Annotated in this window: 28 protein-coding genes; 25 read left to right on the forward strand and 3 right to left on the reverse strand. The window is 46.4% G+C overall.

Going from position 1 to position 26324, the window contains the following annotated elements; all coding sequences use genetic code 11:
• Positions 1–46: 46 nt before the first annotated feature.
• The 15 genes from METH5_RS0114145 to METH5_RS0114215 all read left to right on the forward strand — a co-directional run bounded on the left by METH5_RS0114145 (position 47) and on the right by METH5_RS0114215 (position 15118).
• Positions 47–1081 (forward strand): TDP-N-acetylfucosamine:lipid II N-acetylfucosaminyltransferase, encoded by a 1035-nt coding sequence (locus METH5_RS0114145; protein WP_029149121.1) that lies wholly within the window; start codon positions 47–49, stop codon positions 1079–1081.
• Complete coding sequence (locus METH5_RS0114150; RefSeq protein WP_036307987.1) at positions 1078–1710, forward strand: class I SAM-dependent methyltransferase; 633 nt, start codon at positions 1078–1080, stop codon at positions 1708–1710. The genes METH5_RS0114145 and METH5_RS0114150 overlap by 4 nt, the downstream gene beginning before the upstream one ends.
• Positions 1707–2369 (forward strand): acetyltransferase, encoded by a 663-nt coding sequence (locus tag METH5_RS0114155; RefSeq protein WP_036307990.1) that lies wholly within the window; start codon positions 1707–1709, stop codon positions 2367–2369. Before METH5_RS0114150 ends, METH5_RS0114155 begins: the two co-directional genes overlap by 4 nt.
• Before the next feature lie 4 nt (positions 2370–2373).
• Positions 2374–3303, forward strand: coding sequence for a hypothetical protein (locus METH5_RS0114160; RefSeq protein ID WP_029149124.1), 930 nt, complete (start codon positions 2374–2376; stop codon positions 3301–3303).
• Positions 3300–3995, forward strand: coding sequence for a WbqC family protein (locus METH5_RS0114165; protein WP_029149125.1), 696 nt, complete (start codon positions 3300–3302; stop codon positions 3993–3995). The genes METH5_RS0114160 and METH5_RS0114165 overlap by 4 nt, the downstream gene beginning before the upstream one ends.
• Positions 3992–5131, forward strand: coding sequence for a dTDP-4-amino-4,6-dideoxygalactose transaminase (gene rffA, locus METH5_RS0114170; protein ID WP_029149126.1), 1140 nt, complete (start codon positions 3992–3994; stop codon positions 5129–5131). Before METH5_RS0114165 ends, rffA begins: the two co-directional genes overlap by 4 nt.
• On the forward strand, positions 5118–5822 hold the full coding sequence (locus tag METH5_RS0114175) for a class I SAM-dependent methyltransferase (RefSeq protein ID WP_029149127.1): 705 nt from the start codon (positions 5118–5120) through the stop codon (positions 5820–5822). The genes rffA and METH5_RS0114175 overlap by 14 nt, the downstream gene beginning before the upstream one ends.
• Positions 5819–7255, forward strand: a complete 1437-nt coding sequence (locus METH5_RS0114180; protein ID WP_029149128.1) for an MOP flippase family protein — start codon at positions 5819–5821, stop codon at positions 7253–7255. Before METH5_RS0114175 ends, METH5_RS0114180 begins: the two co-directional genes overlap by 4 nt.
• A gap of 106 nt (positions 7256–7361) precedes the next feature.
• Entirely contained in the window at positions 7362–8276 is a 915-nt protein-coding gene (locus tag METH5_RS15120; protein ID WP_036307993.1) for a glycosyltransferase, read from the forward strand.
• Positions 8269–8940: a CatB-related O-acetyltransferase gene (locus METH5_RS0114190; protein WP_036307995.1), complete on the forward strand. Its 672-nt coding sequence runs from the start codon at positions 8269–8271 to the stop codon at positions 8938–8940. Before METH5_RS15120 ends, METH5_RS0114190 begins: the two co-directional genes overlap by 8 nt.
• A 23-nt stretch (positions 8941–8963) precedes the next feature.
• A complete protein-coding gene (locus METH5_RS0114195) occupies positions 8964–9722 on the forward strand; it encodes a glycosyltransferase family 2 protein (RefSeq protein ID WP_029149130.1) in 759 nt (252 codons plus the stop codon).
• A gap of 5 nt (positions 9723–9727) precedes the next feature.
• Positions 9728–10615, forward strand: a complete 888-nt coding sequence (locus tag METH5_RS0114200; protein WP_029149131.1) for an NAD-dependent epimerase/dehydratase family protein — start codon at positions 9728–9730, stop codon at positions 10613–10615.
• Positions 10605–11180, forward strand: a complete 576-nt coding sequence (locus METH5_RS0114205; protein WP_036307999.1) for a sugar transferase — start codon at positions 10605–10607, stop codon at positions 11178–11180. Before METH5_RS0114200 ends, METH5_RS0114205 begins: the two co-directional genes overlap by 11 nt.
• Positions 11181–11198: 18 nt before the next feature.
• Positions 11199–13118: a nucleoside-diphosphate sugar epimerase/dehydratase gene (locus tag METH5_RS0114210; RefSeq protein ID WP_029149133.1), complete on the forward strand. Its 1920-nt coding sequence runs from the start codon at positions 11199–11201 to the stop codon at positions 13116–13118.
• 92 nt (positions 13119–13210) lie between these two features.
• Entirely contained in the window at positions 13211–15118 is a 1908-nt protein-coding gene (locus METH5_RS0114215) for an ATP-binding cassette domain-containing protein (RefSeq protein ID WP_029149134.1), read from the forward strand.
• A 95-nt stretch (positions 15119–15213) separates the two neighbouring features.
• On the opposite strand, the gene METH5_RS0114220 is transcribed toward METH5_RS0114215, so the two are convergent.
• The 3 genes from METH5_RS0114220 to flgA form a co-directional block, all read right to left on the reverse strand.
• Complete coding sequence (locus tag METH5_RS0114220) at positions 15214–15693, reverse strand: flagella synthesis protein FlgN (RefSeq protein WP_029149135.1); 480 nt, start codon at positions 15691–15693, stop codon at positions 15214–15216.
• Between the two features lie 5 nt (positions 15694–15698).
• Positions 15699–16016: a flagellar biosynthesis anti-sigma factor FlgM gene (gene flgM, locus METH5_RS0114225; protein WP_029149136.1), complete on the reverse strand. Its 318-nt coding sequence runs from the start codon at positions 16014–16016 to the stop codon at positions 15699–15701.
• A gap of 169 nt (positions 16017–16185) precedes the next feature.
• Positions 16186–16944 carry a flagellar basal body P-ring formation chaperone FlgA gene (flgA, locus tag METH5_RS0114230; RefSeq protein ID WP_029149137.1) on the reverse strand — a complete coding sequence of 253 codons (759 nt, stop codon included), beginning with the start codon at positions 16942–16944 and terminating at the stop codon, positions 16186–16188.
• Between the two features lie 249 nt (positions 16945–17193).
• Between flgA and flgB the strand changes: the two genes are divergently transcribed.
• The 10 genes from flgB to flgK all read left to right on the forward strand — a co-directional run bounded on the left by flgB (position 17194) and on the right by flgK (position 26305).
• Positions 17194–17628 carry a flagellar basal body rod protein FlgB gene (gene flgB, locus METH5_RS0114235; RefSeq protein WP_029149138.1) on the forward strand — a complete coding sequence of 145 codons (435 nt, stop codon included), beginning with the start codon at positions 17194–17196 and terminating at the stop codon, positions 17626–17628.
• Positions 17629–17644: 16 nt separating this feature from the next.
• Positions 17645–18049: a flagellar basal body rod protein FlgC gene (gene flgC, locus METH5_RS0114240; RefSeq protein WP_029149139.1), complete on the forward strand. Its 405-nt coding sequence runs from the start codon at positions 17645–17647 to the stop codon at positions 18047–18049.
• A 21-nt stretch (positions 18050–18070) separates the two neighbouring features.
• Positions 18071–18739, forward strand: a complete 669-nt coding sequence (locus METH5_RS0114245) for a flagellar hook assembly protein FlgD (RefSeq protein WP_029149140.1) — start codon at positions 18071–18073, stop codon at positions 18737–18739.
• 43 nt (positions 18740–18782) lie between these two features.
• Complete coding sequence (gene flgE, locus METH5_RS0114250) at positions 18783–19994, forward strand: flagellar hook protein FlgE (protein ID WP_029149141.1); 1212 nt, start codon at positions 18783–18785, stop codon at positions 19992–19994.
• Between the two features lie 38 nt (positions 19995–20032).
• On the forward strand, positions 20033–20776 hold the full coding sequence (gene flgF / locus METH5_RS0114255; protein ID WP_029149142.1) for a flagellar basal-body rod protein FlgF: 744 nt from the start codon (positions 20033–20035) through the stop codon (positions 20774–20776).
• Between the two features lie 53 nt (positions 20777–20829).
• On the forward strand, positions 20830–21612 hold the full coding sequence (gene flgG / locus METH5_RS0114260) for a flagellar basal-body rod protein FlgG (RefSeq protein ID WP_029149143.1): 783 nt from the start codon (positions 20830–20832) through the stop codon (positions 21610–21612).
• A 40-nt stretch (positions 21613–21652) separates the two neighbouring features.
• Entirely contained in the window at positions 21653–22303 is a 651-nt protein-coding gene (locus METH5_RS0114265; RefSeq protein WP_036308003.1) for a flagellar basal body L-ring protein FlgH, read from the forward strand.
• An 11-nt stretch (positions 22304–22314) separates the two neighbouring features.
• On the forward strand, positions 22315–23451 hold the full coding sequence (locus tag METH5_RS0114270; protein ID WP_029149145.1) for a flagellar basal body P-ring protein FlgI: 1137 nt from the start codon (positions 22315–22317) through the stop codon (positions 23449–23451).
• A 13-nt stretch (positions 23452–23464) separates the two neighbouring features.
• Positions 23465–24544, forward strand: coding sequence for a flagellar assembly peptidoglycan hydrolase FlgJ (gene flgJ, locus METH5_RS0114275; protein ID WP_029149146.1), 1080 nt, complete (start codon positions 23465–23467; stop codon positions 24542–24544).
• A gap of 108 nt (positions 24545–24652) precedes the next feature.
• A complete protein-coding gene (gene flgK, locus METH5_RS0114280; RefSeq protein WP_029149147.1) occupies positions 24653–26305 on the forward strand; it encodes a flagellar hook-associated protein FlgK in 1653 nt (550 codons plus the stop codon).
• The last annotated feature ends 19 nt before the right edge of the window (positions 26306–26324 follow it).

The raw sequence follows: 26324 nt of genomic DNA on the forward strand, positions 1-26324 counted from the left end.
CGCAGAAGCACAAACAGGTAGCCATACTCAGGCAGGAACCAGCTCAATGCAAAATAATGAAACATTACACATTTGCAGGCTAGATAAATTTATCCCGCCGTTCATCGACCTAGTTAAAGAAAACTTTTCATTCTCAAAACATGATTTTTTACTGTTTGGAAACCTGCAAACTTTCCCTACCAAGTTAGATAAAAATGTCATTCATATCAATCACGCTTATCAGATATTTGAGCTGATTTTGAAAATGAATTCATCAAAAAAAATCATCTTACACAGCCTCTTCAATCCGATAGTTGTATCGTTACTATTTCTACAGCCTTGGCTGCTAAAAAAGTGCTACTGGATTATGTGGGGGGGCGATTTATATCATTTCCAGGCTCCCAAGATTACCTTTAAAGCACGTATATACGAAAAAATTCGCAAACACATTATCAAGCGTTTAGGATTTTTGGTTAATGGAACCACTGGAGACGTTGTTTTAGCAAGAAAATGGTATGGTGCCACTGGTGCTCATATTAAGTGCTTTAATTATCCCAGCAATACATATAAACACTATGATATTGATGATGACGCCCACTCTACTATCAATATTCAGGTAGGCAACTCAGCTGACCCATCGAACCAACATTTACTTATTTTTGAGAAGCTTATTCCATTCAGGGACAGAAATATCCAACTGTTTGTACCGTTATCTTATGGGGATATGAAGTATGCTAGCCTTGTCATAAACAAAGGATATGAACTCTTTGGCGATAAACTCCGCCCACTAAAAGAGTTAATGCCATTTAATGAATACTTAGCTTTTCTAGCCAGTATTGATATAGCCATTTTCAATCACAAAAGGCAGCAAGCCTTTGGTAATGCGATAACGTTACTAGGACTCGGGAAAAAAGTTTATATTAATTCCGAGTCAACACTGAGTGATGTATTTAAGGAGTACGACATTAAGGTATTCGATACTAATGAAAACTTAAATATTGACTTACTCGACAGCACAACACAACGTCTTAATATACAAAGCGTAAAGAACTCATTTTCAAAAGATAGCTTAGTTGAAACTCTAAAAACCTGGATTGAATGATTTTGAAAAACAAAATTTTTTCTGAAGTTGCAGAATACTACACCTCCAAAATAACAGCTCATGGCGATACCCCTCAAGGTGTTGACTGGAATGGGAAAGATGGCCAAGTTTTGCGCTTCCAACAACTAACAAAATTAATCGATATTAATGGAGAATTCTCTATTAATGATATTGGGTGCGGATATGGGGCACTTTATGAGTATTTGCTAGAACAGAATTCTAAATTTAACTATTACGGCATAGACATTTCGGAAGCCATGATCCGGGCCGCAGAGTTGCGGTATAGAGACCAAAATAATGCAATTTTTTCCTGCGCTAGCACGCCAAACCTAGTAGCCGATTTTGGCGTTGCAAGTGGGATATTTAATGTTCGCATGGAAAACTCAGATGCTGAGTGGCTATCTTACATAGAACAAACGCTAGATGTTCTAAGTGATACAAGTAAGGTGGGTTTTGCGTTTAATTGTCTCACCTCTTACTCAGATAAAGATAAAATGCGTGACTATCTTTACTACGCCGACCCATGCCAGTTTTTTGATCTATGCAAACGAAAATACTCTAGGCATGTATCCTTAATCCATGATTATGGTTTATATGAGTTCACTATTTTGGTGAGGAAACAATTATGAAGAAGTTGATTATTTTCGGTACTGGCGATATCGCTCAGCTAGCTCATTATTACTTTACTTCCGATTCTGAATATGAAGTAGCAGCTTTCACGGTTGACGGTCAATTTTTAGAAAGCAACATTTTCCTTGAACATCCTGTCGTAGCATTTGAAGATATTGTTTCGCACTATCCTCCTGATAAATATGACATGTTCATTGCCCTTAGTTATTCGAAATTGAATGCAGTTAGAAAAGAAAAATACTTAGCCGCAAAATCAATGGGTTACTCATTAGGAAACTATATCAGTACTAAGGCGACCGTACTCAACGATGGTCTCATTGGTGAGAACTGTTTCATTTTAGAAGACAATACTATTCAACCATTTGTTGTTATTGGAAATAACGTTACTTTATGGAGTGGCAATCATATCGGGCACCACTCAAAAATCAAAGACCATACATTTATTGCCTCTCATGCCGTTATTTCTGGTGGCGTTGAGATTGGAGAGCAATGTTTTGTCGGGGTAAATGCAACATTAAGAGACCATATAGTAATCGGGGATAAATGCGTTATTGGGGCAGGTGTTTTGCTATTAAGTGATGCTCTACCAGATGGCGTTTATATGGGCGTATCAACTGAACGCTCGAGAGTTCCAAGCTCGCGGCTTAAAGGCATTTAACTTAATGCAAGCCTGGAAAAAATTAGGCCAAGTTTTTGAGCCAAAAAGTAACTTTCCTTGGATGATTTCCCATGCATCGGTTCCATTTGTTGAATCAATTGATGGCGACAACATCAAAGTTTTTTTTAGCACAAGAAACAGTGATCAAGAGTCATCTATTGGCTTCGTGATATTCAATTTATACACATTAAATATCCTTGCAATATCTGAACAACCAGTATTATCCAAAGGGGATATTGGTTGTTTCGATGACAGTGGTGTAATGGGTTCAGATATTATAGATATCAATGGCATCAAAAGAATGTATTACATTGGATGGAATCTTGGAAAAACCGTCCCGTTTAGAAATGCAATTGGCATCGCAGAGTCCTTAGATAATGGCTTAACCTTCAGAAAACCTTTCGCAGGCCCTATCTTGGATCGAACAAAAGATGAGCCTCACTTCGTAGCAAGCAATTGCGTTATGTACGATGAAGGTATCTTCAAGATTTGGTATCTTTCATGTACAGGCTGGTTTCACGACCATACAGGGAAAGTCACTCACAAGTATCACATAAAATATGCTGAATCTAGTGACGGTATCAGCTGGAATAGAGAAGGCATTGTCGCAATAGACTTTGCTGATGATTTTGAATACGCGATTTCCGTCCCAAGAGTAATAAAAGAAAAAAATGGACTTTATAAAATGTGGTTTTCTTCGCGTGCATCTAAAGGCATACAGACATATCGCATTCGATATGCAGAGTCTGAAGATGGAAAACATTGGTTCAGACATCCCGAAATTAATGGTTTAGACACAGAGGCTGAAGGTTGGGATGCCGAAATGACCTGCTATCCATATGTGTTCGACCATGAAAATACCAGGTATATGCTCTACAACGGCAATGGGTACGGAAAAACAGGATTTGGGCTCGCAGTATTGGAAAATGCATGAAAAAAGTAGCAATTGTTCAATCAAATTACATTCCCTGGAAAGGCTATTTTGATTTAATTAATAGCGTAGATGAATTTGTTTTGTATGATGATATGCAATATACGCGTAGAGACTGGCGTAATCGCAACAAAATCAAAATGCCTCAAGGCCCAGCATGGCTTACAATACCTGTTGAAGTTAAAGGTAAATACTTTCAGAAAATTAATGAAACACGCATTTCTGATCCAGACTGGGCCAAACAACACTGGTCTAGTATCAAACAGTGTTATTCAAAAGCACCTTACTTTAAGCAATATAGTGCGCGCTTTGAAGACATGTATGTGTCGATGAATGAAGAGTACCTAAGCCAAGTGAACTTCAAGTTAATTCAGATAATAAATGACATTCTTGGCATCACCACCAAGCTTTCGTGGTCTAGCGAGTTTATTCTGGAAGAAGGACAAACCGAAAAGCTTTTAGGTATCTGCAGGCAGGCAGGCGCAGACTGCTATATTAGCGGACCAGCCGCGAAAGATTACTTTAATGAAGATATTGCTGATGAAATGGGCATTAAAGTGGAGTGGATGGATTACTCTGACTATCCGGAATACCCCCAGATGTTTGGCTCATTTGAGCATGGCGTCAGTGTTTTAGACTTGATTTTTAATGTCGGGCCAAATGCCCCTAGTTTTATGAAAAGCTTTAAAAAATGAACGTTGGATTTAATAAACCACCCTTGACAGGTAATGAGCAAAAATATATTGCTGACGCATTACAAGGCGAAAAGCTATCTGGCGATGGACAATATGGAGAAAAATGTCAGTCGTGGTTTGAGATACATTTGGCATGTTCAAAAGCGTTACTGACCCCCTCCTGTACCCAAGCACTTGAAATGGCTGCCATTCTTCTGGACATTCAACCTGGAGATGAAGTCATTATGCCTAGCTACACGTTTGTGAGCACAGCAAATGCCTTCGTCATACGTGGTGCTAAGGTTGTATTCGTTGATATTAGGCCTGACACCTTGAATATAGACGAGCGTTTGATCGAAGCTGCAATTACCCCGAAGACTAAAGCGATTGTGCCAGTGCATTATGCAGGTGTTGGCTGCGACATGGATGTCATCATGGATATTGCTAATCGACACAAATTGTATGTGGTAGAAGATGCAGCCCAAGGCATGATGTCGACCTACAAAGGTAAACAACTAGGCTCGATTGGTCATTTAGCAGCGTTCAGCTTTCATGAAACTAAAAACTTCACCAGTGGCGGCGAAGGTGGGTTACTCATTATTAACGATCCGCAATTTGTTGCACGTGCAGAGATTATTCGGGAAAAAGGTACGAATCGCAGCCAGTTCTTTCGTGGCATGGTCGACAAATATACTTGGGTAGATATTGGCAGTAGCTATCTGCCGAGCGAGATACAAGCGGCCTACCTTTGGGCACAATTAGAGCAAGCAAACCAAATCACTGAGAACAGGCTGGTAAGTTGGAACAAATACTACGAACAACTAAGTTACTTAGCAACGCAGAAAAAGTTCGAACTTCCGATCGTTCCTGAACATTGCCAACATAATGGCCATATGTTTTATCTTAAAACTCAGAGTCTGGTACAAAGAACTGAATTACTATCTCATTTAAAACGTGAGGGTGTAAATGCAGTTTTTCATTATGTACCACTACATAATGCGCCCGCTGGGAAAGAGTTTTCCCGATTCGATGGTGCAGATCAGTTCACAACTACAGAGAGCGAGCGACTGATTAGGTTGCCCATGTGGCTTAATCTTGACCAAGATTCATTGAACCATGTAGTCAAAAGTGTTGTGAGTTTTTATGAAAAAGATTAGCGGCAAGCACTCCAATCGCCGCGTTTACAACTGGTTAGCTTATGATATCGGTGATCGCTTTCTAAAAAAGCATACCGACAAATACAAAGGTCAACTCTACGACCTGGGCTGTGGCGAAGCTCCTCATAAGGAGTTTTTTCTTAGTTATGCCGAGAGGTACATAGGGGTCGACTGGACTGGCAGCTACCATAACACGCATGCGGATATTAGCGCCGACCTCAATCTTGAACTCCCTATCGACTCAGAAGTTGCCGACACTGTTATCTCTATGTCAGTCATGGAGCACCTGCGCGAGCCACAAACAATGCTCAACGAGGCTAACCGCATTCTAAAACCTGGTGGAAACTTCGTGATGCAGGTGCCATGGCAATGGTGGTTGCATGAGGTACCATACGATTTCTTTAGATATACCCCCTATGGTCTTAAGTATCTATTAGAAAAGGCTGGCTTTATTGATATTGCGGTTGAGCCGCAATCCGGTTTTTTTAGCATGTGGTTTTTAAAGTTTAACTATTTTAGCTTGCGAGTTATTCGCGGCCCTCGTTTGCTTAAAAGACTCTTTATGATTGCTTGCATGCCTTTTTGGTATGTCGGTCAAATGATTGCCCCGCATCTGGACAAACTAGACTCCGATTGGAGCGCGGAAACAATAGGTTATTTTGTAACAGCCAAAAAACCATTGGTCAAATGACGCTCAAGAAACAAGCATTTTCTGCCATCAGGTGGACCTCATTCTCGTTGTTTACCAGAGCATTTTTGCAATTTGCTCAGATTGCCATTTTAGCCAGAGTATTAACGCCTGCGGATTTTGGCCTTGCTGCTATCGTGACGTCCATCATGGCTTTCTTGCAGATTTTCGCAGATGCTGGCATCAGTAATGCGATTATTCATCACCAGAACATTTCTAACACCCAGCAATCAAGCCTGTATTGGCTCAATGTTTGTGTCACATCTTTATTAGCGATAACTCTCGTGCTGTTTAGCGGGCTGCTGGCAACATGGTATGAACAGCCAAATCTGGATACCTTAATTACATTGGCTGCGCTGGCAATGATAGCGAGCTCTATTGGCCTACAGCTACGCTTAAAAGCACAGAAAAGCCTCAATTTTTCGCCTCTGGCCAAAGTGGATGTATCAGCGGCACTTTTAGGCTTTATATCTGCCATCACCTCCGCATTTGTTGGGTTTGGGGTTTATTCTTTACTCATTGGTGCATTAATCACCTCAGTATTAAGTAGCTTGTTGTCATGGATCTATTTATCAGATGGCTGGAGACCACTAATAAGACTAAAGCTGAGCGAAATTCGTGAATTCTTGCAATTTGGCGGCTATATGATGGCTAACAACCTTGCCAACTCATTCAACTCACAAATTGATGTTTTACTGGGGGGCAAAATGATGTCAGCGCAGGCCATTGGCCAATATAGCATCGCCAAAAGCCTTAACTTGAATATCGCCATGATTGTTAACCCGATTGTGACGCAAGTAGGCCTGCCTGTAATGGCGCAAGCGCAAAATGACCCAGCTTTGCTGAAACGCATCTATTTACAGACGATGCTCATGACGGCATCGATCAATTTTCCGATATACATCTTTTTGATCTTTTTTGCCCCAGAAGTGGTCGCTTTGTATCTGGGTGAGAGTTGGACCTCGACCATCTCGTTAATGCAAATCTTTGCAGAATGGGCACTACTAAGATCTACAGGTAATCCGGTGGGGAGCTTATTGATGGCTAAAGGCCGCGCAGACCTCAGTTTTAAATGGAACCTGACATGGCTGTTTATCACCCCACCTGCGATTTGGTTAGGCAGTCACTATGGTGCAACGGGCATGGCAACATCCATGGTGCTTCTGGGATTGATAGGTTATTGGCCCAATTGGTTTTTCTTGGTCAGACCGCTCTCGGGCATCACTTTTATAGAATACTCCCTCCTTTTACTGAAACCTCTACTAACGTCAGTCTGCGCTGTAGTGATCAGTTATTTGAGCGTTATGTTTATCACTGCTCCACTTTTGAGGATAATATTTAGCTTATTAATTTGCTCTATTTCTTACCTAGTTCTAAGTTTTTACTTTAATCAACAATGGTTTAAAACAATAAGAGAGTTTCTCAAAGGAAAATGATCGAATAACATGCTCAGGCATACGATCACTTTTCAATGGCATCCCTGTTAAAATCTTAATAAGAAAAATCAGTTAACAGTAACGATCTCACAATGAGTACAAAACTTTGAATTACGCTCCTATTGCCCTTTTTGTTTACAATCGCCCGCAGCACACACTGGAAACAGTACAAGCACTGTTAAAAAATCCTGAGTGTGCTCAGTCTGACCTTTATATTTTTTCAGATGCCGCAAAAAATCTAGATGCTCAAAACGCTGTTAGCGAAGTCAGGGCGTATGTCCGTCAAATTTCAGGGTTTCAGACCATTACGATTATTGAAAGAGAAGAAAACTGGGGGCTCGCAAATTCAATTATTGATGGCGTGACCCAGCTTTGTCGCCAGTATGGCAAAGTGATTGTTTTAGAAGACGATCTGGAAACATCTCCCTACTTTTTAAAGTATATGAATGATGGCCTATCAGTATATGAGTTTCAAACTCAGGTCAGCAGTGTCTCTGGCTATATGTATCCCATAGACCTGGCAGAAAAAAATAAAACATTCCTTTCAAAAATGCCTCAAAGCTGGGGCTGGGCTACTTGGAGTAGAGCTTGGGGTGATTTTAATGTGGATGGCTCTGCGCTACTCACTAAACTATCGCAAAGTAAGTCACTTGGTTCATTTAATAAAAACGGTCCGCACAATTACGTCAAAATGCTCCAAAACCAGATTAAAGGAAAAAACAACTCCTGGTATATACGCTGGTATGCCAGTTTGTTTTTAAAACAGAAATTAACGCTTATGCCATGTGTCTCTTTAGTTAGAAATATTGGCATAGATGGCTCTGGGACTCATTGTGCTGAATGGCGATATAACCCCTTCTCTGGTGCAATCTCGAATCAACCAGTAACCGTTTCACTTGAGCACGTAGTGGTCGATCAAGAAGTAGAAAAGAAACTGGCTACATATTACAGAAAAGTAAAATTACTGCGATATATCAACTTCGTCTACCGCCTCACAAATGGGTGGAGAAAATATGTTTGACGTATTCATTTGGATTTTTTTTAGACGGCTTTTATATTCATTTAAATTGAGTTGCTTTAAAAGCTCGGCTTTCAGCTACGCTGACAATAGATCTACTTTCAGGGGGTTTAATAGGCTATACGCAGGGAGCATTGTGAAAAACTCCGATCTGGGACGATTCACTTACATTGCAGGTGCTCGGATTCAATCCTCTCACATAGGAAATTTTTGTAGTATTGGTCCAGGCACCAGAGTAGGTGGCCTTGGACGTCATCCAACACACTGGATTTCGACACACCCCGCTTTTTTTTCTACGCTAAAACAAGCTAATTTTACATTCAGCAAAAAAAATCATTTTCAGGAGCTCGCTGATGTTCATATTGGTCACGATGTGTGGATTGGTGCTGGTGTACTGGTGCTTGATGGTGTGAAAATAGGTCACGGCGCAGTTATTGCTGCTGGCGCTGTTGTTAATAAAGATGTTGAGCCTTATGCAATTGTTGGTGGAGTTCCTGCAAAATTGATTCGCTATAGATTCGATCCCGCTACGATTCAGAAGCTACTTTCGATTGCATGGTGGGATTGGCCGGCTGAGAAACTGGAAAAATTCGCACATTTATTCCATAGCGACTTTACTGATCAAAGCATATTGTTGTTAGAGTCAAACCACTCAACAGCAGATTAGAAAAAAACTTAGTTTGAAACCCAATGAAAATATCTATTATTACGGTCTGCTATAACAGTGCAGACACCATCACAGACACCATCACATCAGTAGCCTCGCAGCAATACAATGACAAGGAACATATCATTGTAGACGGTGGTTCTCGTGATAGCACCATGGCTATTGTTAAAAGTGCTGACAGCATCACACGCTATATTTCAGAGCCTGACAAAGGTATTTACGATGGCATGAATAAAGGGCTGAAACTGGCCACTGGAGATATCATCGGTTTGCTCAATGCTGATGATTTTTATACCGATAACACAGTGCTTACCCAAGTCGTAGAGGCATTCCAAAACCCCAACATACAGGCCTGTTTTGCAAACCTGGTATATGTTGACCAACACGACACCTCGCGTGTGGTGCGTTATTGGAAATCTAGGCCTTATCAACAAGGGCTATTCAAAAGTGGTTGGATGCCTGCTCATCCGACTTTCTTTGTGAGAAAAGAAGTTTATGAGCAATATGGCTTGTTTGACCTTAGCTATAAAATAGCTGCTGACTTCGAACTGTTATTCAGGTTTATTGAGCAAAAAAATATCACAACCGCGTATATTGACAACGTGTTAGTCAACATGCGAACCGGCGGTACAACAAATAAAAACCTGAAAAACATCTGGGCGCAGAATAAAGAGATTATCCATACACTCAAAGCCGCCTACCCTGACTTCTCGATAGCAAAGTTCATATTTGGGAAGCTGTTTAATCGCATATGGCAATTTATCCAGAAACCTAAAGAGTAGCTGACGTGAATATTCTTATCACCGGGGCGAGCGGGTTTATTGGAAAATCACTTACGCGATACCTTGCGAACCAAGGCCACCATATCACAGCCATTCAACGCAACAGCTCCCATGAAAATACAGCCACCACCAAGTATGACTGTCTGATACATTTGGCTGGTCGTGCACATATATTGCGCGAAACAAGCGAGGACGCTTACCACGCATTTAATGAAGCAAACATTGGATATACACTCAAGGTGGCTGAGTTAGCAAAAAAACTTGCGATTAAGAGATTTGTATTTATTAGCTCAATTGGTGTTAATGGTAAACATTCAGGCTCGCATCCTTTTACTGAACAGGACATCCCTAAACCTCATAATGATTACGCACGCAGTAAATGGGAAGCTGAGCTGGCATTAAAAGCGTTTTTTGAAGCCTCTGAAACTGCGCTGACAATTATCCGGCCACCACTCGTTTATGGTCCCAACCCTAAAGCGAACTTTAAAACATTGCTTTCCTTGTGCAAATATCCGATCCCGTTGCCATTTGGAGCCATCCATAACAAACGGAGCTTGGTTGGTATTGATAATTTGTGTCATTTTATTAGCCTCTGTTGCCAACACCCTGCAGCGGCTGATCAGACGTTTCTGATTTCCGACGATCAGGATGTGTCTTTAACCGAACTCATTACGATTATTAGAAAAGCGTTAAATCGACCTGCATGGCTACTGCCCGTTCCTGAGTCTTGGTTGCGTACTTTTTTTAAACTGTTAGGCAAAGGCACTCTGAGTGATCAGCTCTTGGCTAATCTGCAGGTAGATGTAAGCAAAGCAAAACAATTATTAGACTGGAAACCCATCCTGCAATTGGATGAAGGTATTAAACGCGCTGTGACCATATATGTTGATTAAAAGAATATTAGATATCCTGCTAACCATGATTGCAGTGTTATTACTTGGCCCACTAGTGCTGATGACTTACGTATTGGTAAAGCTCACTTCAACCGGCCCTGCTTTATACTGGAGTCAGCGTGTTGGTCAAAACAACCAGCTGTTTAGTATGCCTAAATTTCGCTCAATGCGTGTAGGCACCCCACAAATTGCCACGCATTTAATGAATCAACAAAGCAATCCCAATAGTTTTCTTACACCTATTGGCAGTTTTATCCGAAAAACCAGTCTGGATGAGTTACCGCAATTATGGAGTGTACTTAAAGGTGACATGTCGATTGTGGGGCCACGCCCTGCCCTATTTAACCAAGATGACCTTGTTAGTCTGCGCACAGAGCACGGAGTGCATATATTAAAACCTGGTATAACAGGCTGGGCACAAATCAATGGCAGGGATGAAATTCCAATCCCGCAAAAAGTGGCTTTAGATGCATATTATCTTGCCCACCAATCAGTTTGGCTGGATTTCAAGATTATTTTATTAACTGCAATCAAAGTGTTAAGACGTGATAACATCACGCATTAATTGATTGGTAGTTAAGGCATGCCTAAATTTCTGGCTCGTTTTTTATCATTGCTGGCATACACTCATGACGCAATTGTGATCATGATTGCATGGTGGATGGCGTTTGCGCTACGCTTCAATTTTCATATCCCAGAAAAATTCATCGGTTATATACTGGAAAGCCTGCCAGTCATTTTCATTTTTCATAGCATTTGCTTTTACAGCTTTGGCTTATACAAAGGCGTGTGGCGTTTTGCCAGCTTACCTGACTTAAAACGCATTATGCGCGCAGTGGCTTTTGCAGCATTACTGAGTGCCACCTTCGCCTTATTGGTGCATCCAACAATCATCATTCCACGCTCAGTACTCATTCTGAACCCCATGCTATTACTGTTAACCATGGGCGGCAGCCGTTTTATCTATCGTGCCTGGAAAGAGCGCCGCTTGTTTAACGGTGTTGCTTTGCAAGGCAAGCCTGTGATCGTGATTGGTGTAGAGGACGCTTCTTTTAACCTGATTAAAGAGTTGAGCAAAAACCCTGAGTGGCGTGTGGTGGCGATGATAGACCCTAGCGATAAGCTGGTTGGACGCGAGATCATGCATACCAAGGTTGAAGGTGGTTTGGACGATATGGCGCAGATTGCAGCGCGACATGGCTGCCAACACTGCATGATTGCGATGCCAGGGAGCAGACATGAAAAACGGCGCCTGGCGGTTGAGGCGGCGCGTAAGGTAGATGGCATGGAGGTGTTGACCTTGCCGGCGATGTCGGACCTGATCAGTGGTCGTATTAGTTTGTCGCAGATCCGCAAGATTGATGTAGAAGACTTGCTGGGGCGCGATGTGGTGCAGCTCGATACACATGGGCTGAGTAGTATGCTGGCGAATAAGGTGGTGCTGGTCTCGGGTGCTGCTGGCTCGATTGGCTCTGAGTTATGTCGGCAGATCTTGAGCTTTCACCCTGTGCAGTTAATTTGCCTGGATATTTCTGAATATGCGCTGTATACCCTGCAGCAAGAGTTTAGCCAGTGGCCAACCAATACTGAGTTGGTTTATCTGGTGGCAGATGTGAAAAATCAGGCACGTATTCAGCGTATTTTGCAAAGCCATCAGCCAGACGTGGTGTTACATGCAGGTGCTTATAAGCATGTGCCTATGATGGAACACTTTAACGTGGTGGAGGCTTTGCAAAACAATGCGTATGGCACCTATCAGATTGCTGCGGCCTGCCAGGCAGCGGGCGTGCCCACCTTTGTGTTGGTGTCTACCGACAAAGCAGTGAACCCAACCAATGTGATGGGCGCCAGCAAACGGTTGGCCGAGCTCATTTGCCAGGGATTACAACATACCGAAAATAGCAGTACGCGTTTTATCACGGTGCGTTTTGGTAATGTGCTGGGCAGTAGCGGTAGTGTGATCCCCAAGTTTCGCGAGCAGATTGCACATGGCGGGCCGCTGACGATTACACATCCCGAAATCACCCGTTACTTTATGTCTATCCCCGAGGCGGCACAGCTGGTGTTGCAGGCAGCGACCATGGGCAATGGCGGTGAAGTGTTTGTGCTCGATATGGGCACACCGGTCAGGATTATTGACCTGGCGCGCGACATGATTAAACTATCAGGCTTGCAAGAGCAGGATATTCGCATTGAATTTACCGGCTTGCGCCCGGGCGAAAAGCTCTATGAAGAGCTGCTGGCAGATGATGAGAACACCTTGCCCACCAGCCATGAAAAATTACGCATCGCACAAGCACGTAGTGCAGACGCGCGCTGGTTAGCCAACCTGCTGGAATGGCTCACCAATACTCCACACTTGCAAGAGGCGCAAATCAAGCAAGACTTGCAACGCTGGGTGGAGGAGTATCAACCGGATACGCGCCCGGCACCTGATGTCTCTTTGCGTGGTGGCGTACTGTCGCTAGATACCCTGCCCTCACCTTCACAACACATACACTGATAACTTCTTTATATTTACGTATTAAGCATATTCTATAGTTTGATGTCGTTTACAATGGTGGCCCCTTCAATCAGCGCTGCTCTACGCCCTTTATGCCTCATATTACGCTTGACAATGCCAGTCTCGCATTTGGTCATCATGCCTTACTTGCCCAAGCCTCCTTTCAGTTAGATCCTGGTGAACGCGTTGGCTTGATTGGCCGCAATGGGGCCGGTAAATCTAGTTTACTTAAAGCCATTGCCGGCACCATCAAACTAGATGATGGCACCGTATGGCGTGCGCCAAACGTGCGCGTGGTCTATGTACCACAAGAGCCTGAACTGGATAATACACACACCGTATTTGAAGCTGTTGCAGAAGGGTTAGGCAGTTTGCAACAAACCATTATTGACTACCATCAGGTCACCCATGACATGGGCATGCCAGATGCCAATATTGAGGCGTTGATGGAACGCATGCAGGCATTGCAGCATGAAATGGATGCGCAGAATGGCTGGGTAGCACAATCACGCGTTGAAACCGTGCTAAGCCGTTTGAAGCTGGATGCAGATGTATTGGTCTCCACGTTGTCCGGTGGCTGGCGTAAACGGGTCGCGCTTGGGCGTGCGCTGGTTGCAGAGCCTGAAGTTTTATTACTCGATGAGCCGACTAACCACCTGGACCTGGAAGCCATCGAGTGGCTGGAAGATTTGCTATTGGGATTTAATGGCAGTGTGTTGTTTATTACCCATGATCGCCGTTTTTTAGACAAGTTGGCCACACGCATCACCGAACTTGACCGTGGCAATCTGACAGATTTTGTGGGCAACTTTTCACAATATCAAATTAAAAAAGAAGAGTTACTCGCCGTTGAAGAAACCCATGCGGCTAAATTCGATAAATTTTTGGCTCAAGAAGAAGTCTGGATCCGCCAGGGGATTAAAGCACGTCGTACCCGTAATGAAGGACGCGTGAGAAGATTAGAAGCGCTACGTTTAGACCGTGCAGCAAGACGTGAGCGCCAGGGCGATGTCAAGCTTAACCTGGATGCTGGCCAACGTAGCGGAAAACTGGTTGCAGAGCTGGATCAGGTCTATAAGTCATATGGCGACAAAACATTAATAAAAGGCTTCAGCACACGTATTTTACGTGGCGATAAAATCGGTTTATTAGGGCCAAACGGCATTGGAAAGTCCACGCTATTGAAACTTATTTTAGGTGACATTGAAGCAGATAGTGGCGACATTCAGCGCGGCACAAAAATAAATGTCGCTTATTTTGACCAGATGCGTGAGCAGCTAGATGAAGAGGCAACCTTAGCCGATACCATTAGCCCGGGCTCAGACTTTGTTGAAATTGGCAATGAACGTAAACATGTGATCAGTTACCTGGAGGACTTTTTGTTCCCACCACAACGTTCGCGCTCACCAGTGAAGTCACTTTCCGGTGGTGAACGCAACCGTTTACTGTTAGCGCGCCTGTTTGCGCGCCCTGCCAACGTCTTGGTATTAGATGAGCCAACCAATGATCTGGATATTGATACACTAGAGTTATTGGAGACGCTATTACAGGATTATTCAGGGACTCTTTTCCTGGTCAGCCATGACAGGGCATTTCTAGAAAATACCGTCACTCAAGTGATTGCTTTTGAAGGGCAAGGGAAGCTAACCGAATTTGGTGGTGGATACGATGACTGGTTAAGATTTAGCCAGGATCGTGTGAGCAAACCAACGCCTACGCCAAAAGTATCTGCTGCCGCTTCAGTAGCGAACACACCCACACCAACGGTAACCAGCCGAAAAACGTTGAGCTTCAAAGAGCAGCGTGAACTGGAATCGCTACCGGCAGAGATTGAGCAACTGGAACAAGAGCAAGCCGGGATTCAAGCCCAGTTTGCGCAAGGTGATATTTACAAGCAGGCGCCTGAGCGCGTGAAACAGCTACAAGACAGGCTGGCAGAGATTGAAACGTTGGTCTTGCAGAAACTCACCCGCTGGGAAACATTAGATGGTTTGAGTTAGCTCGCCCTGCACCGGGCATGCTTTTTCTAGCACACAAAAAGCAACAGCCGAAGGGGAAACCCTTCGGCTGTTGCTTTTTAAATCTGTATGCGTGCTTAGACTGAAAAACTGCCGCGGCTGGTGTTTGCGCGGTGGGCGTGCCCATTTTTGCCATAAAACTGTGGCGCAGCACTTTTGCCGTTTAAAGCATCCAGTTTTTCCTGATTGCGCAAAAAGTGCTTGTTAATCAGGATGCCATTCAGGCGATTCAGTTCTTTGGCTTGTGTCAGCTCTTGCTGAAAAGTGACCCAGGCGCTATCTAACAATTGGCTGGACTGCTTTTGCAACCAGACAGACATGCCTTGCTCGTTAGGCTCAAAGCCTGCTGCGGCTAGCGCATCATAACGAGAGTTAGCCGCAGCGCCCAAAGCTTGCAGCAACTCTACGCGCTTGTCTACCATGCGTTCAATCACATCCAGGTCAGCAGTGACCAAGGCCGACTGCTCAGACTGCAAATCACTCAACAGTGTTGACACCAGCGCGGCGTCTTTTTCAAACGTCACTGGAGAAGAAGATAAATGATTTGCAGTGGTCATAATTGTCACCCTTTATTAGGTTGTATCAAATCTTTCACGGTTTGTAGCAAGCCATCCGCCACTTTAGCGGTATCGACTGAAAAATCACCACGTGCGATCGCGGCTTTAATTTCTTCGACTTTATTCGTGTCAAACACTTCACCAGTGGCCGATCCAGCGTTTAATGACTGCAACTGCACCGAGGCAGAAGATAAAGTCACATTATCTGAAGAGGCAGTCGATGTGCTCGCTGCTTTTTCACTGCCTTTACTTGCAGTGCCTTTATCCAGGGTCGGCTTGTCTACGCCAACACCCATTTTTTTAATCGAATCTGAAATATTCATGCCGTACCTCTTCTGATTTTGAATTGTGTCAGGGTTTATCAAAGCCAAAACCCTCATTCGTTAACAGTACTATCGGCATAGTTTAAGCGAACTTTAGTGCTTAATATACTTTTTATCGCATGTTTATAATTTTCAGACATTTTTCAATTAAAAAACGTTGTCCATCTGACTAAAAGCGAATGTCTACCTTACCAGAAGACTGCGCAACGCCTTTTATAATCTGGCCGCTGCTGACTTTCACATCAACCACCTGACCCACATTGGCGGTTTGCATGGCGGTGCCATCGGCCGAGATGACAAAGCCATCACCTCGACTATTTAACTGTACAGTTTGCCCTTGCATAATCACCGGCACAGACTTAAGCAACTCTGGTCTTAACACGGTGCCCAATGGCAAATTTAAGGTGGCCTGTTTGCCAGCCAGCATGGTCAGATCAGTGATGATGCCCGCTGGCAGTTTGCTTAAATCCCCTGACTGCATGACGACATCTGTGGTTTGTACCGGTGAGCCCTGGGCAACAGGCAAGCCTGTCACAGCATACTCGCCCCATACTTGCACATCGGCCTGCACATACAGCGTCCAGAGCTTGGTGTCAGACTGCAAGCAACGCACACCGATATGGGTTTTACCCCACAAACGGGCGCCCTGTACGGTAAAGCCTTCCATTAAGGCACAGTCAGCAATGCGGATACGACTATCCAGCGGCTGAATCTCAATATTCACTTTGCCCGGATACCCTTGAGTCTGATTTTGTACATACTGCATCACAGTTTGATACAGGCGGCTGTGCATATCATTACCTGCTGCGGCTGACGCTAGCGCATGCTGGTTTGCAATCACGGCACGGTCTGCCGCTTGCACAGGAACGCTCATCAGCCATAACAGGCCGACGATGATCATCACAACAGGGAGCTTGGGTTGTTTCATGTGCCCTATTCTACGCATTGAGGGCAGGTTTAATTTCGGAATTAAAGGGGATTTCCCCCGTTTAATTCGAGAATCATTGCATAGGTCGCGGCGTACACTGGGCATAGCTAGTAAAAGTCATGTGTGTCAAAGCAGACCTGCTTAATCGGGTTATCGGCCACAGCAGACAAAACTTTAGAGGTGCGAGCAACACCTTGTTAAACAGGGCTCGTTGAGCAAGGCTTGAGAAAAGCCAGGAAAGGATAAACGATGATAAACAAACTGGACGCCGCACTGAATTTCCATCAGACGGCATTGCGCGTGCGCAATGAACGTCAAGAGTTGTTGGCATCGAATATTGCCAATGCAGACACGCCGCAATATAAAGCACGTGACATCGACTTTCAGTCTGCCATGAAGGCAGCCTTGCAGCCGAATGCCTCTGCTGGCACACCGGCCAGCGGTGGCGCACTGCAACAAACCAATAGTGGCCACCTCAACGGCATGGGTAACAGTGGTTATGTGAGTGGCGCCAGTGACCCGCTGTTCCGCTCTGTGGTGCAAGGCTCGGCCGACGGCAACACGGTAGACATGGATGTAGAGCGTAATGCTTATGTTGATAACGGTATCCGTTATGAGGCCAGCCTGACGATGATAGGCGGCCAGATCAAAAAGATGCTGTCCGCCATTAACGGTCAGCAATAATTAAAGGAGGTCTGTGATGTCTCTGTTTAACGTATTTAAAATTTCCGGCTCTGCCATGAGTGCGCAATCGCTGCGCCTGAACACGGTGGCCAGTAACTTGGCCAACGCGGACAGCGTGGTGAGCTCGGATGGCAAACCTTACCAATCCAAACAGGTGGTGTTTAAAGCTGTACAGGACGCTGCGAACAAGAGCAGTACGGTAGAAGTTGACCGTGTGATTGAAGATGACAAGCCTGGCAAAATGGTCTACGACCCTAAACACCCAATGGCAAATGGCGATGGTTATATCACCATGCCTAATGTCAACGTGACCGAAGAAATGGTGAACATGATTTCAGCGTCACGCGCGTATCAAAACAACGTGGAAACCATGAACGCGGCCAAAACCATGTTGCTTAAAACATTGAATATCGGTCAATAACCTGCAGAAAGGACATTCAGCATGACCACCGTCAATACCAACAACCAAGTGTCACAGGATTTACTAAACTCAGTCAACACACGTAGCAGCACGAGTACCACCGATGAAACACAAGACCGTTTCATGACCCTGCTGGTGACTCAGATGAAAAACCAGGACCCGTTAAACCCGATGGATAACGCCCAGGTGACCAGCCAGATGGCACAGTTAAATACGGTGACTGGCATTAACAAGCTGAATGAAACCATGAGCAGCCTGATCGGCAGCGTGCAATTAGGCCAGGCCTACCAGGCCACCAGCATGATAGGTCGCAATGTATTAGTCGAAGGTAAAACGCTCACGCATACAGAGACTGGCGGTTATTTCGGCGTCAATGTGCCTAACGGGGCTGACAGCTTGTCCGTGGCCATTAAAAATGGCTCTGGTGCCACCGTACGTACGCTCACGTTTGGCAAACAGGATGTTGGTGTCAACGCACTGAGCTGGGATGGCAAACTCGATGATGGCACCACCGCACCAAGTGGCGACTATAGCTATGAAATTACCGCAAAAACGGGCGACAACACAGTCACCAGCACTGCACTGAGCCTGGCGCAGGTACAGAGTGTCACCACCAGCACCAGTGGCGCCAAACTGAATTTAAGCAATAACACGACTGTGTCTGCATCTGATATTTCAGAGATTTTCTAATTTTCAATACTTACATTTTTAGTCCTTACCAAGGAGAGATAACATGGCTTTTTCACAAGGCTTAAGTGGTTTAAACGCAGCGTCTAAAGCGCTGGAAGTGATTGGTAACAACGTTTCCAACGCCAACACTGTTGGCTTTAAACAGTCTCGTGCAGAGTTTGCCGATGTGTTCGCCGCCTCCCTGAGTGGTGCTGGCACGACACAAATTGGTATCGGTACCAAAATTTCAGATGTTGCCCAGCAGTTTACCCAAGGCAATATTACGGCCACCAACAACACGCTGGATGTTGCCATTAACGGCGCCGGCTTTTTCCGCCTGAGCAATAATGGCGCAGTCACTTATACCCGTAATGGTCAGTTTCAAATGGACAAAAACGGCTATATTGTGACCAGTGATGGCAAACGCCTGATGGGTAACAGTGCAGACAACCTCAATGGTTCTAGCCCGGTTGAAATCCAGATCGACACCAGTGACTTGCAACCGGTAGCAAGTACTAAAATCAGTGGCACCTTGAACCTGAATTCGTCCAGTGCCAACATTGACCAGACCGTAACGCCATTTAGCTCAACGGACCCAACCAGTTATACCAACTCTACCGCGATTACGGTGTATGACAACCTGGGCAACTCGCACAATGTACAAAACTTTTATGTGAAAACAGCAGCCAACACCTGGGGCGTGTATACCACAGTGGATGGCACCGATGTGACGCCAACCCCCACCCCGTCTATGGTATTTAATGCTGGTGGCTATGACTCGACCAACTCAAGCATTACGCCAATCACCTTCACCCCGACCACTGGTGGCGCAGCGATGAATATCAGTTTTGATTATTCAAAAAGCACTCAGTACGGCTCCTCTTTCAGTGTGAACAAGCTGAGCCAGGATGGTTACTCTTCTGGCCGTATTGCCAGCTTTACCATTGGTGATGATGGCATTATTCAAGGCCGCTATACCAATGGTCAATCCAAAGACCTCGGTCGCGTCATTCTGGCTAACTTTGTTAACCCAAATGGGTTGCAATCATTGGGCGGTAACCAATGGATGGCCTCTTATGAGTCTGGCGATGAGCTGATTGGTTCACCTGGCAGCAGCACCATGGGTGTACTGCAATCCTCTGCGGTAGAAGACTCTAACGTAGACCTGACGGCAGAGCTGGTGAACATGATTACCGCACAGCGTATCTACCAGGCCAACGCGCAAACCATCAAAACGCAAGATCAGGTCATGCAGACACTGGTCAACCTGAGATAGTAATCATTGATCATTAACTCTTTGATAAGGGCTGCTTTATGGATCGTCTGATATATACCGCAATGACCGGCGCCAAGCACATTCTGGAGCAACAGGCGACCACGGCCCATAACCTGGCAAACGCGACTACCACTGGCTTTAAAGCCCAGGTGGATAGTTTTAGAGCTGTGCCGATTTTGGGTGACGGCCTGCCAACCCGTGCGTTTGTCGTTGATGCCACAGTAGGCACCGACTACAAGGCAGGCAGTATCCAACAAACCGGCCGCGACCTCGATGTTGCAGTACAAGGTGACGGCTGGATTGCCGTACAGCGTGCAGATGGTTCAGAAGGCTATACCCGTAACGGCTCGCTTAAAGTCAATGAAAATGGCCAGCTGCAAACCGAATCTGGCCTGAATGTGATGGGTGATGGTGGCCCGATCAGCATCCCGCCTAATGTGATTGTCAGTATCGGTGGTGACGGCACGATTTCCAGCGTCAATGACTTCACAGCCCCTGGCGCCACCACTATTCTTGGTCGAATCAAACTCACAAACCCGCCAGCCGCCACACTCAAACGTGCAGAAGACGGTTTATTTGTGACCAGTAACGGCCAGGCAGCACCACTAGACCCGACGGTCAAAGTGGCAGGTGGCGCGTTGGAAAGCAGCAACGTGAACGTAGTAGAAACCATGGTCAATATGATCGGCCTGGCACGACAATTTGAAATGCAAATGAAAATGCTTGAAAACGCGCAAAACAACGCTGGAAAAGCAGATCAGCTCTTCAGTATGAATGGTTAATGCTTGCTCTACTATTACAGTATGAAAACGGGTTTAAGCCCAAGGAGTGAACGATGATACGCTCATTATGGATTTCCAAAACCGGTCTGGATGCACAACAAATGCAGATGGACGTGATTTCAAACAACCTGGCCAACGTCAGCACCAGCGGCTTTAAAAAGTCGCGCGCCGTGTTTGAAGACCTGCTCTACCAGAACATTCGCCAGGTCGGTTCGCAAAGCTCACAACAGAGCCAGCTGCCGAGTGGCTTGCAATTAGGCACTGGTGTTAAACCGGTCGCCACCGAGCGTATTTTCACCCAGGGTAACCTGCAACAAACCAGCAACGATAAAGACGTGGCGATTCAAGGCCAGGGCTTTTTCCAGATATTGCTGCCAGATGGCACGACATCTTACACCCGTGACGGCTCGTTTCAGGTGGATAGCCAAGGCCAACTGGTGACTGCCAGCGGTTTCCCGGTACAGCCAGCAATCACGATTCCTGCCAATGCCCAAAGCCTGTCTATCGGGCGCGATGGTGTGGTCTCGATTACCACGCCTAACTCAACGGCCACCACGCAGATTGGCCAGATTCAGGTCGCCACATTTATTAACCCGGCCGGTTTACAGGCAAAAGGTGAAAACCTGTTTGTAGAAACCACGGCTTCTGGCAACCCGAACACCAATACGCCAGGCACCAATGGCGCCGGTTTGCTGTCGCAAGGCTATGTTGAAACGTCCAACGTCAATGTGGTCGAAGAACTGGTCAGCATGATTCAAACCCAGCGTGCCTATGAAATTAACAGCAAGGCGATTACAACGTCGGACCAGATGCTGCAAAAGCTGTCGCAGATGTAATCCCTGCTTGAGGGTCACTCAAATGATGAATAGAACGATCATGAGCTTACTACTTTGTTTGGCGTTTTCTCAATTACTGAACGGCTGCTCGATCACGCCTTCAACCATTGTGCAAAAACCGGAAACGCCGCGAGTAGCCATGGCACGCCCTGACGCGCGTACTGAAGGCGCCATTTTTAACAGTGCAGGCTTTCGCCCATTGTTTGAAGATCGCCGTCCGCGCTATGTCGGCGATATCGTGACCGTTCGTATTGCAGAAAACACCACCGCCAACAAAGCCTCTGACAACGAGCAAACCAAAGACGGCTCTACAGCCGCCTCTGTCACCGGCTTGTTTGGCCATAACGTGCCTAAAGCGGCCTTTAACGCCAGCTCTGCGCTGTCATTTAAAGACAAAGCAGCTGCAGATGCCAGCAATACCTTTAGCGGCTCTGTCACCGCCACCGTGGTCGATGTGCTGCCAAATGGCTACTTAATGATCAGTGGCGAAAAACAGATTGGCTTTGACAAAGGCACCGAGTACGTCAGATTTTCCGGCGTGGTTAACCCGGACATGATCACCATCGGCAACGAAGTGATCTCGACCAAAGTGGCAGATGCCCGCATCGAATATCGTAGCAACAGCAAAATGGATGCCGCTGAGGTGTTATCCATGTTCTCGCGCTTTTTCCTTAGCATGATTCCATTGTAGGAGCCTTGATCATGCCCATACTGACACAGACATTATTTCAGCACACACCGCGCGCGATTGCCTATGGCCTGCTCGCATGCGGCCTGCTGCTCAGCGCACCGTTTGCACAAGCAGAGCGCATCAAAGATATCAGCAATATTCAAGGCGTGCGTGCCAACCAGTTGATTGGTTACGGCCTGGTGGTTGGCCTCGATGGCACGGGCGACATGACGACGCAAACGCCGTTTACCGTACAAAGTATTATCAGCATGATGAACCAGATGGGCATTACCTTGCCGCCTGGCACCAACCTGCAATTGAAAAACGTAGCGGCGGTAATGGTGACTAGCTCCCTGCCCGCCTTTGCACAACCAGGCCAAACCCTGGATGTGACCGTATCCTCCATGGGTAACGCCAAGAGCCTGCGTGGCGGCACCTTGCTGATGACACCGCTCAAAGGCGCTGACGGACAAATTTATGCTATGGGCCAGGGCAACCTGGTGGTGGGTGGTGTAGGCGCGGCCGCCAATGGCAGCCAGACCCAGATTAACCATTTAAGTGTTGGCCGTATTTCAGAAGGCGCCACCGTAGAACGCGCATTGCCAAACACCTTGCTGCATCAGGACATTGTCAAACTCGAGCTAAAAGAAAGTGATTTTTCAACCGCCAATAATGTGGTTGAAGCCATTAACAAGAAATTTGGCCCGATGACGGCACAAGCCGAAAGTGGCCGCGTGATTCAGGTGCGCCCGCCTGAAAGCATGAGCCGCGTCTCATTTTTAGCCAACCTGGAAACAATTAACGTGGCATTGGCAGCCACCCCGGCCAAAATCATCCTCAATGCACGTACCGGCTCGGTGGTCATGAACAAAGCAGTCACGCTGGATAGTTGTGCTGTTTCACACGGCAACCTGTCGGTGGTGATTAATACGTCACCGGTGATTAGCCAGCCTGGCCCGTTCTCCAATGGCCAGACCATCTCGACTGCAGTGTCAGAAATCAACATTAACAAAGAGCCTGGCAAAGTACTTAAACTGAATAACGGCGCCAACCTGTCTGATGTGGTGAAAGCCCTCAATGCGATTGGCACCACGCCACAAGACTTACTGGCGATTTTGCAAGCCATGAAAGCCGCTGGCGCGTTAAACGCCGAGCTTGAGGTGATTTAAGCAGGAGCCGGCCATGCAACCACGTGTCGATCCTACTACTCAAAGCCTGGCGATTGACGGTAACTCGCTCAATAGCCTCAAGCGTGGCAATAGCGACTCGCCCGAATCCATTCGGGCGGTGGCACGTCAGTTTGAAGGCGTGCTGATGAACATGATGCTGAAAAGCATGCGTGACACGGTGCCACAAGATGGCATGACCGACAGCGAGCAAGGCAAAATGTTTATGGGCATGCTAGACCAGCAACTGAGCACCAACCTGAGCCAAAAAGGTCTAGGCCTCACCGATGTGCTGGTCAGGCAACTGAGTAAATTTAGCCAGAAACCAGGCGACGCTACCGACAGCAGTAAAGAAACCAAACCCTCCGGCAAGCTGGATAGCAGCGCTGCCCTGCCCTCAGGCAACCAGACAACAGCGCATGCCAATGGCAAGGCAGTGCTGGCACAAGCCGCACAAAAAATCCGCGAGGCTTACCAGCAATGGGAGGCGACTGATGGTGATTCTGTAAGCAGCAACACCGACACAGCCTGGGCGCGTGGCATTCCTGAGTTACCACCGCTGGTTGAAGAAACGCAAGCCAATATCCAGAGCTTTACCCTACCGCAAGCACCATTGGCGACTGCCATGCGTGAAGTCGCCGGTAAAACACAACAATTTATCCAGAGCATGCTGCCGCATGCACAGGCTGCCAGCAGCACCTCCGGCATTCCAGCGAAGTTTATGATTGGCCAAGCCGCGCTGGAAAGTGGCTGGGGCAAGCATGAAATTAAAACAGACACCGGTGTGAACAGCCATAACCTGTTTGGCATCAAAGCCGATGCCAACTGGAAAGGCAAAGTCGCAACCAGTACGACCACTGAATATATCAATGGCGTCAAACAGAGCCGGGTTGAGAAGTTCCGTGCTTATGATAGCTACAGTGATGCCTTTAAGGATTACGCCAAACTGATTTCACAAAATCCGCGCTACCAGCAAGCCATGAGTAACACCCATGATGCAAGCGCGTATGCCCACGCATTACAACGTGCAGGCTATGCCACTGATCCGCAATATGGCAAAAAATTGACGCAAGTCATTAAAAATTTACAAGGGTAATCTGTCACCGGGCCTAAAGAAATTTAAAAAACGTCCGTTAGGTAATTTAACTGTCACTTTAAAGTCGTGCCTGACCCTCTGCAGGGGGCTGGCACATGAGGGAATCACATGTCAAATGTACTCAGCATTGGTAAAAGTGCGCTGAACGCAGCACAAATAGGCATTGCCACCGTTGGCCATAACATTGCCAACGCCTCCACCGACGGCTATAACCGCCAGGTCGTGGTGCAAGCCGCGGCACAAGCGCAAAACTTTGGCTACGGTTATGTCGGGCAAGGCACCAATGTGGTGGGCATACAGCGTGTCTACAACGAAACCCTGGCCAAGCAAGTGATTAATGCCACCTCAACCGCCAATGCCAGTGGTGCTTATTACAGCAATATCAGCCAGATCAATAGCTTGCTGTCTGACAGCACGGCCGGTTTGAACCCGGTCATTACCAGCTTTTTTAGCGCAGTGAGCGCTGCCGCGGCCAACCCGAGCGACACCGCTACCCGCCAAACACTGATTTCTTCTGCGCAATCCATGGTCAATCGCTTTAATGCGGTGAATACCCAGCTTGATCAAATGCGGGAGAGTATTAATACTCAAATTACGGCCAGTGTCGATGCGATTAACAGTTATTCGTCACAAATCGCCACGCTGAATGACACCATCACCAAGGCAGTCAACTCTACCGGCAACATGCCGAATGACCTGATGGACCAACGCGACCAACTGGTGGCTAAACTCAGCGAGCAAGTCAAAACCACGGTGATTAAGCAAGATGATGGTTCGTATAATGTGTTTGCCGGTAGTGGCATGCCACTGGTGGTGGGCACACAACAATATTCACTGTATACACGCGCCAGCGATACTGACCCGACCAGGGTAGAGGTGGCTTACGGTAACCCGGCCAGCCCAAAAATCCTGAGCACAGATACGCTGTCTGGCGGCACCCTGGGCGGTGTCTTGCAGTTTAGAAGTGAAACACTGGATGCCGTACAAAACCAGGTTGGCCAGTTGGCAGTAACCCTGGCCAGCCAATTTAACGCTCAGCAAACGCAGGGCTATGACCTTAATGGCGTGCTGGGTACCAACCTGTTCAATGTCGGCACGCCAACTGCTGTCAGTAGCGCTTATAACACCGACCCGACCAAGAGTGCATCTGCCTCTATCGTCGATGCCAGCCTGCTCACCAGCAGCGACTATACGGTGAAATATAACAGTGGCCAATATACGATCACGCGTTTGAATGATAAGTCCATCATGTGGCAAGGCACCTCGCTGCCGGCCACCGTGGACGGCATGCAGATTGACGTCAATACCAGCTCGCCAACAGAAGGTGACTCTTACCTGATTAAGCCGACACAGTATGCCGCTGGCCAATTATCGCTGTCGTTTACTAATGTCGACAAATTGGCGATGGCAGGCTCTGCCACCAGTGGCCCAAGTGATAACGAAAACGGCTTGAAACTGGCGGCCTTGCAAACTGGTGCCAATGTGCGCGTGGCAGGCAGCAGCACCAACCGCACCTATGCGCAGGCATTCGCACAAATGGTGAGTGCGGTGGGCACTAAAACCAACGAGCTCAGCATCACCAGCAAATCAGACGCGACCGCATTAGAAAATGCAACCAGCGCCATGCAGTCAGAGTCCGGTGTGAATCTGGATGAAGAAGCCACTGACTTGTTGCGCTACCAGCAAGCCTACCAGGCCGCTGGCAAGATGATGCAGATTGCCAGCCAGCTGTTTGAAGTCTTGCTGCAAATGGGTCAATAAGTTTTTGAAAGATAGGTCA

This window comes from Methylophilus sp. 5 (assembly GCF_000515275.1).
Lineage (GTDB): Bacteria > Pseudomonadota > Gammaproteobacteria > Burkholderiales > Methylophilaceae > Methylophilus.

What these genes read in the sequence shown, in the direction of transcription:
- flgE (WP_029149141.1), top strand. Translation starts at nt 18,783, where the DNA reads ATGGCTTTTTCACAAGGCTTAAGTGGTTTAAACGCAGCGTCTAAAGCG.
- METH5_RS0114245 (WP_029149140.1), top strand. Translation starts at nt 18,071, where the DNA reads ATGACCACCGTCAATACCAACAACCAAGTGTCACAGGATTTACTAAAC.
- rffA (WP_029149126.1), top strand. Translation starts at nt 3,992, where the DNA reads ATGAACGTTGGATTTAATAAACCACCCTTGACAGGTAATGAGCAAAAA.
- METH5_RS0114155 (WP_036307990.1), top strand. Translation starts at nt 1,707, where the DNA reads ATGAAGAAGTTGATTATTTTCGGTACTGGCGATATCGCTCAGCTAGCT.
- flgF (WP_029149142.1), top strand. Translation starts at nt 20,033, where the DNA reads ATGGATCGTCTGATATATACCGCAATGACCGGCGCCAAGCACATTCTG.
- METH5_RS0114265 (WP_036308003.1), top strand. Translation starts at nt 21,653, where the DNA reads ATGAGCTTACTACTTTGTTTGGCGTTTTCTCAATTACTGAACGGCTGC.
- METH5_RS0114205 (WP_036307999.1), top strand. Translation starts at nt 10,605, where the DNA reads ATGTTGATTAAAAGAATATTAGATATCCTGCTAACCATGATTGCAGTG.
- METH5_RS0114215 (WP_029149134.1), top strand. Translation starts at nt 13,211, where the DNA reads ATGCCTCATATTACGCTTGACAATGCCAGTCTCGCATTTGGTCATCAT.
- METH5_RS0114195 (WP_029149130.1), top strand. Translation starts at nt 8,964, where the DNA reads ATGAAAATATCTATTATTACGGTCTGCTATAACAGTGCAGACACCATC.
- flgJ (WP_029149146.1), top strand. Translation starts at nt 23,465, where the DNA reads ATGCAACCACGTGTCGATCCTACTACTCAAAGCCTGGCGATTGACGGT.
- METH5_RS0114165 (WP_029149125.1), top strand. Translation starts at nt 3,300, where the DNA reads ATGAAAAAAGTAGCAATTGTTCAATCAAATTACATTCCCTGGAAAGGC.
- METH5_RS0114270 (WP_029149145.1), top strand. Translation starts at nt 22,315, where the DNA reads ATGCCCATACTGACACAGACATTATTTCAGCACACACCGCGCGCGATT.
- METH5_RS0114160 (WP_029149124.1), top strand. Translation starts at nt 2,374, where the DNA reads ATGCAAGCCTGGAAAAAATTAGGCCAAGTTTTTGAGCCAAAAAGTAAC.
- flgM (WP_029149136.1), bottom strand. Translation starts at nt 16,016, where the DNA reads ATGAATATTTCAGATTCGATTAAAAAAATGGGTGTTGGCGTAGACAAG.
- METH5_RS0114190 (WP_036307995.1), top strand. Translation starts at nt 8,269, where the DNA reads ATGTTTGACGTATTCATTTGGATTTTTTTTAGACGGCTTTTATATTCA.
- METH5_RS0114175 (WP_029149127.1), top strand. Translation starts at nt 5,118, where the DNA reads ATGAAAAAGATTAGCGGCAAGCACTCCAATCGCCGCGTTTACAACTGG.
- METH5_RS0114210 (WP_029149133.1), top strand. Translation starts at nt 11,199, where the DNA reads ATGCCTAAATTTCTGGCTCGTTTTTTATCATTGCTGGCATACACTCAT.
- METH5_RS0114180 (WP_029149128.1), top strand. Translation starts at nt 5,819, where the DNA reads ATGACGCTCAAGAAACAAGCATTTTCTGCCATCAGGTGGACCTCATTC.
- flgC (WP_029149139.1), top strand. Translation starts at nt 17,645, where the DNA reads ATGTCTCTGTTTAACGTATTTAAAATTTCCGGCTCTGCCATGAGTGCG.
- flgG (WP_029149143.1), top strand. Translation starts at nt 20,830, where the DNA reads ATGATACGCTCATTATGGATTTCCAAAACCGGTCTGGATGCACAACAA.
- METH5_RS0114145 (WP_029149121.1), top strand. Translation starts at nt 47, where the DNA reads ATGCAAAATAATGAAACATTACACATTTGCAGGCTAGATAAATTTATC.
- METH5_RS0114220 (WP_029149135.1), bottom strand. Translation starts at nt 15,693, where the DNA reads ATGACCACTGCAAATCATTTATCTTCTTCTCCAGTGACGTTTGAAAAA.
- flgB (WP_029149138.1), top strand. Translation starts at nt 17,194, where the DNA reads ATGATAAACAAACTGGACGCCGCACTGAATTTCCATCAGACGGCATTG.
- flgK (WP_029149147.1), top strand. Translation starts at nt 24,653, where the DNA reads ATGTCAAATGTACTCAGCATTGGTAAAAGTGCGCTGAACGCAGCACAA.
- METH5_RS0114150 (WP_036307987.1), top strand. Translation starts at nt 1,078, where the DNA reads ATGATTTTGAAAAACAAAATTTTTTCTGAAGTTGCAGAATACTACACC.
- flgA (WP_029149137.1), bottom strand. Translation starts at nt 16,944, where the DNA reads ATGAAACAACCCAAGCTCCCTGTTGTGATGATCATCGTCGGCCTGTTA.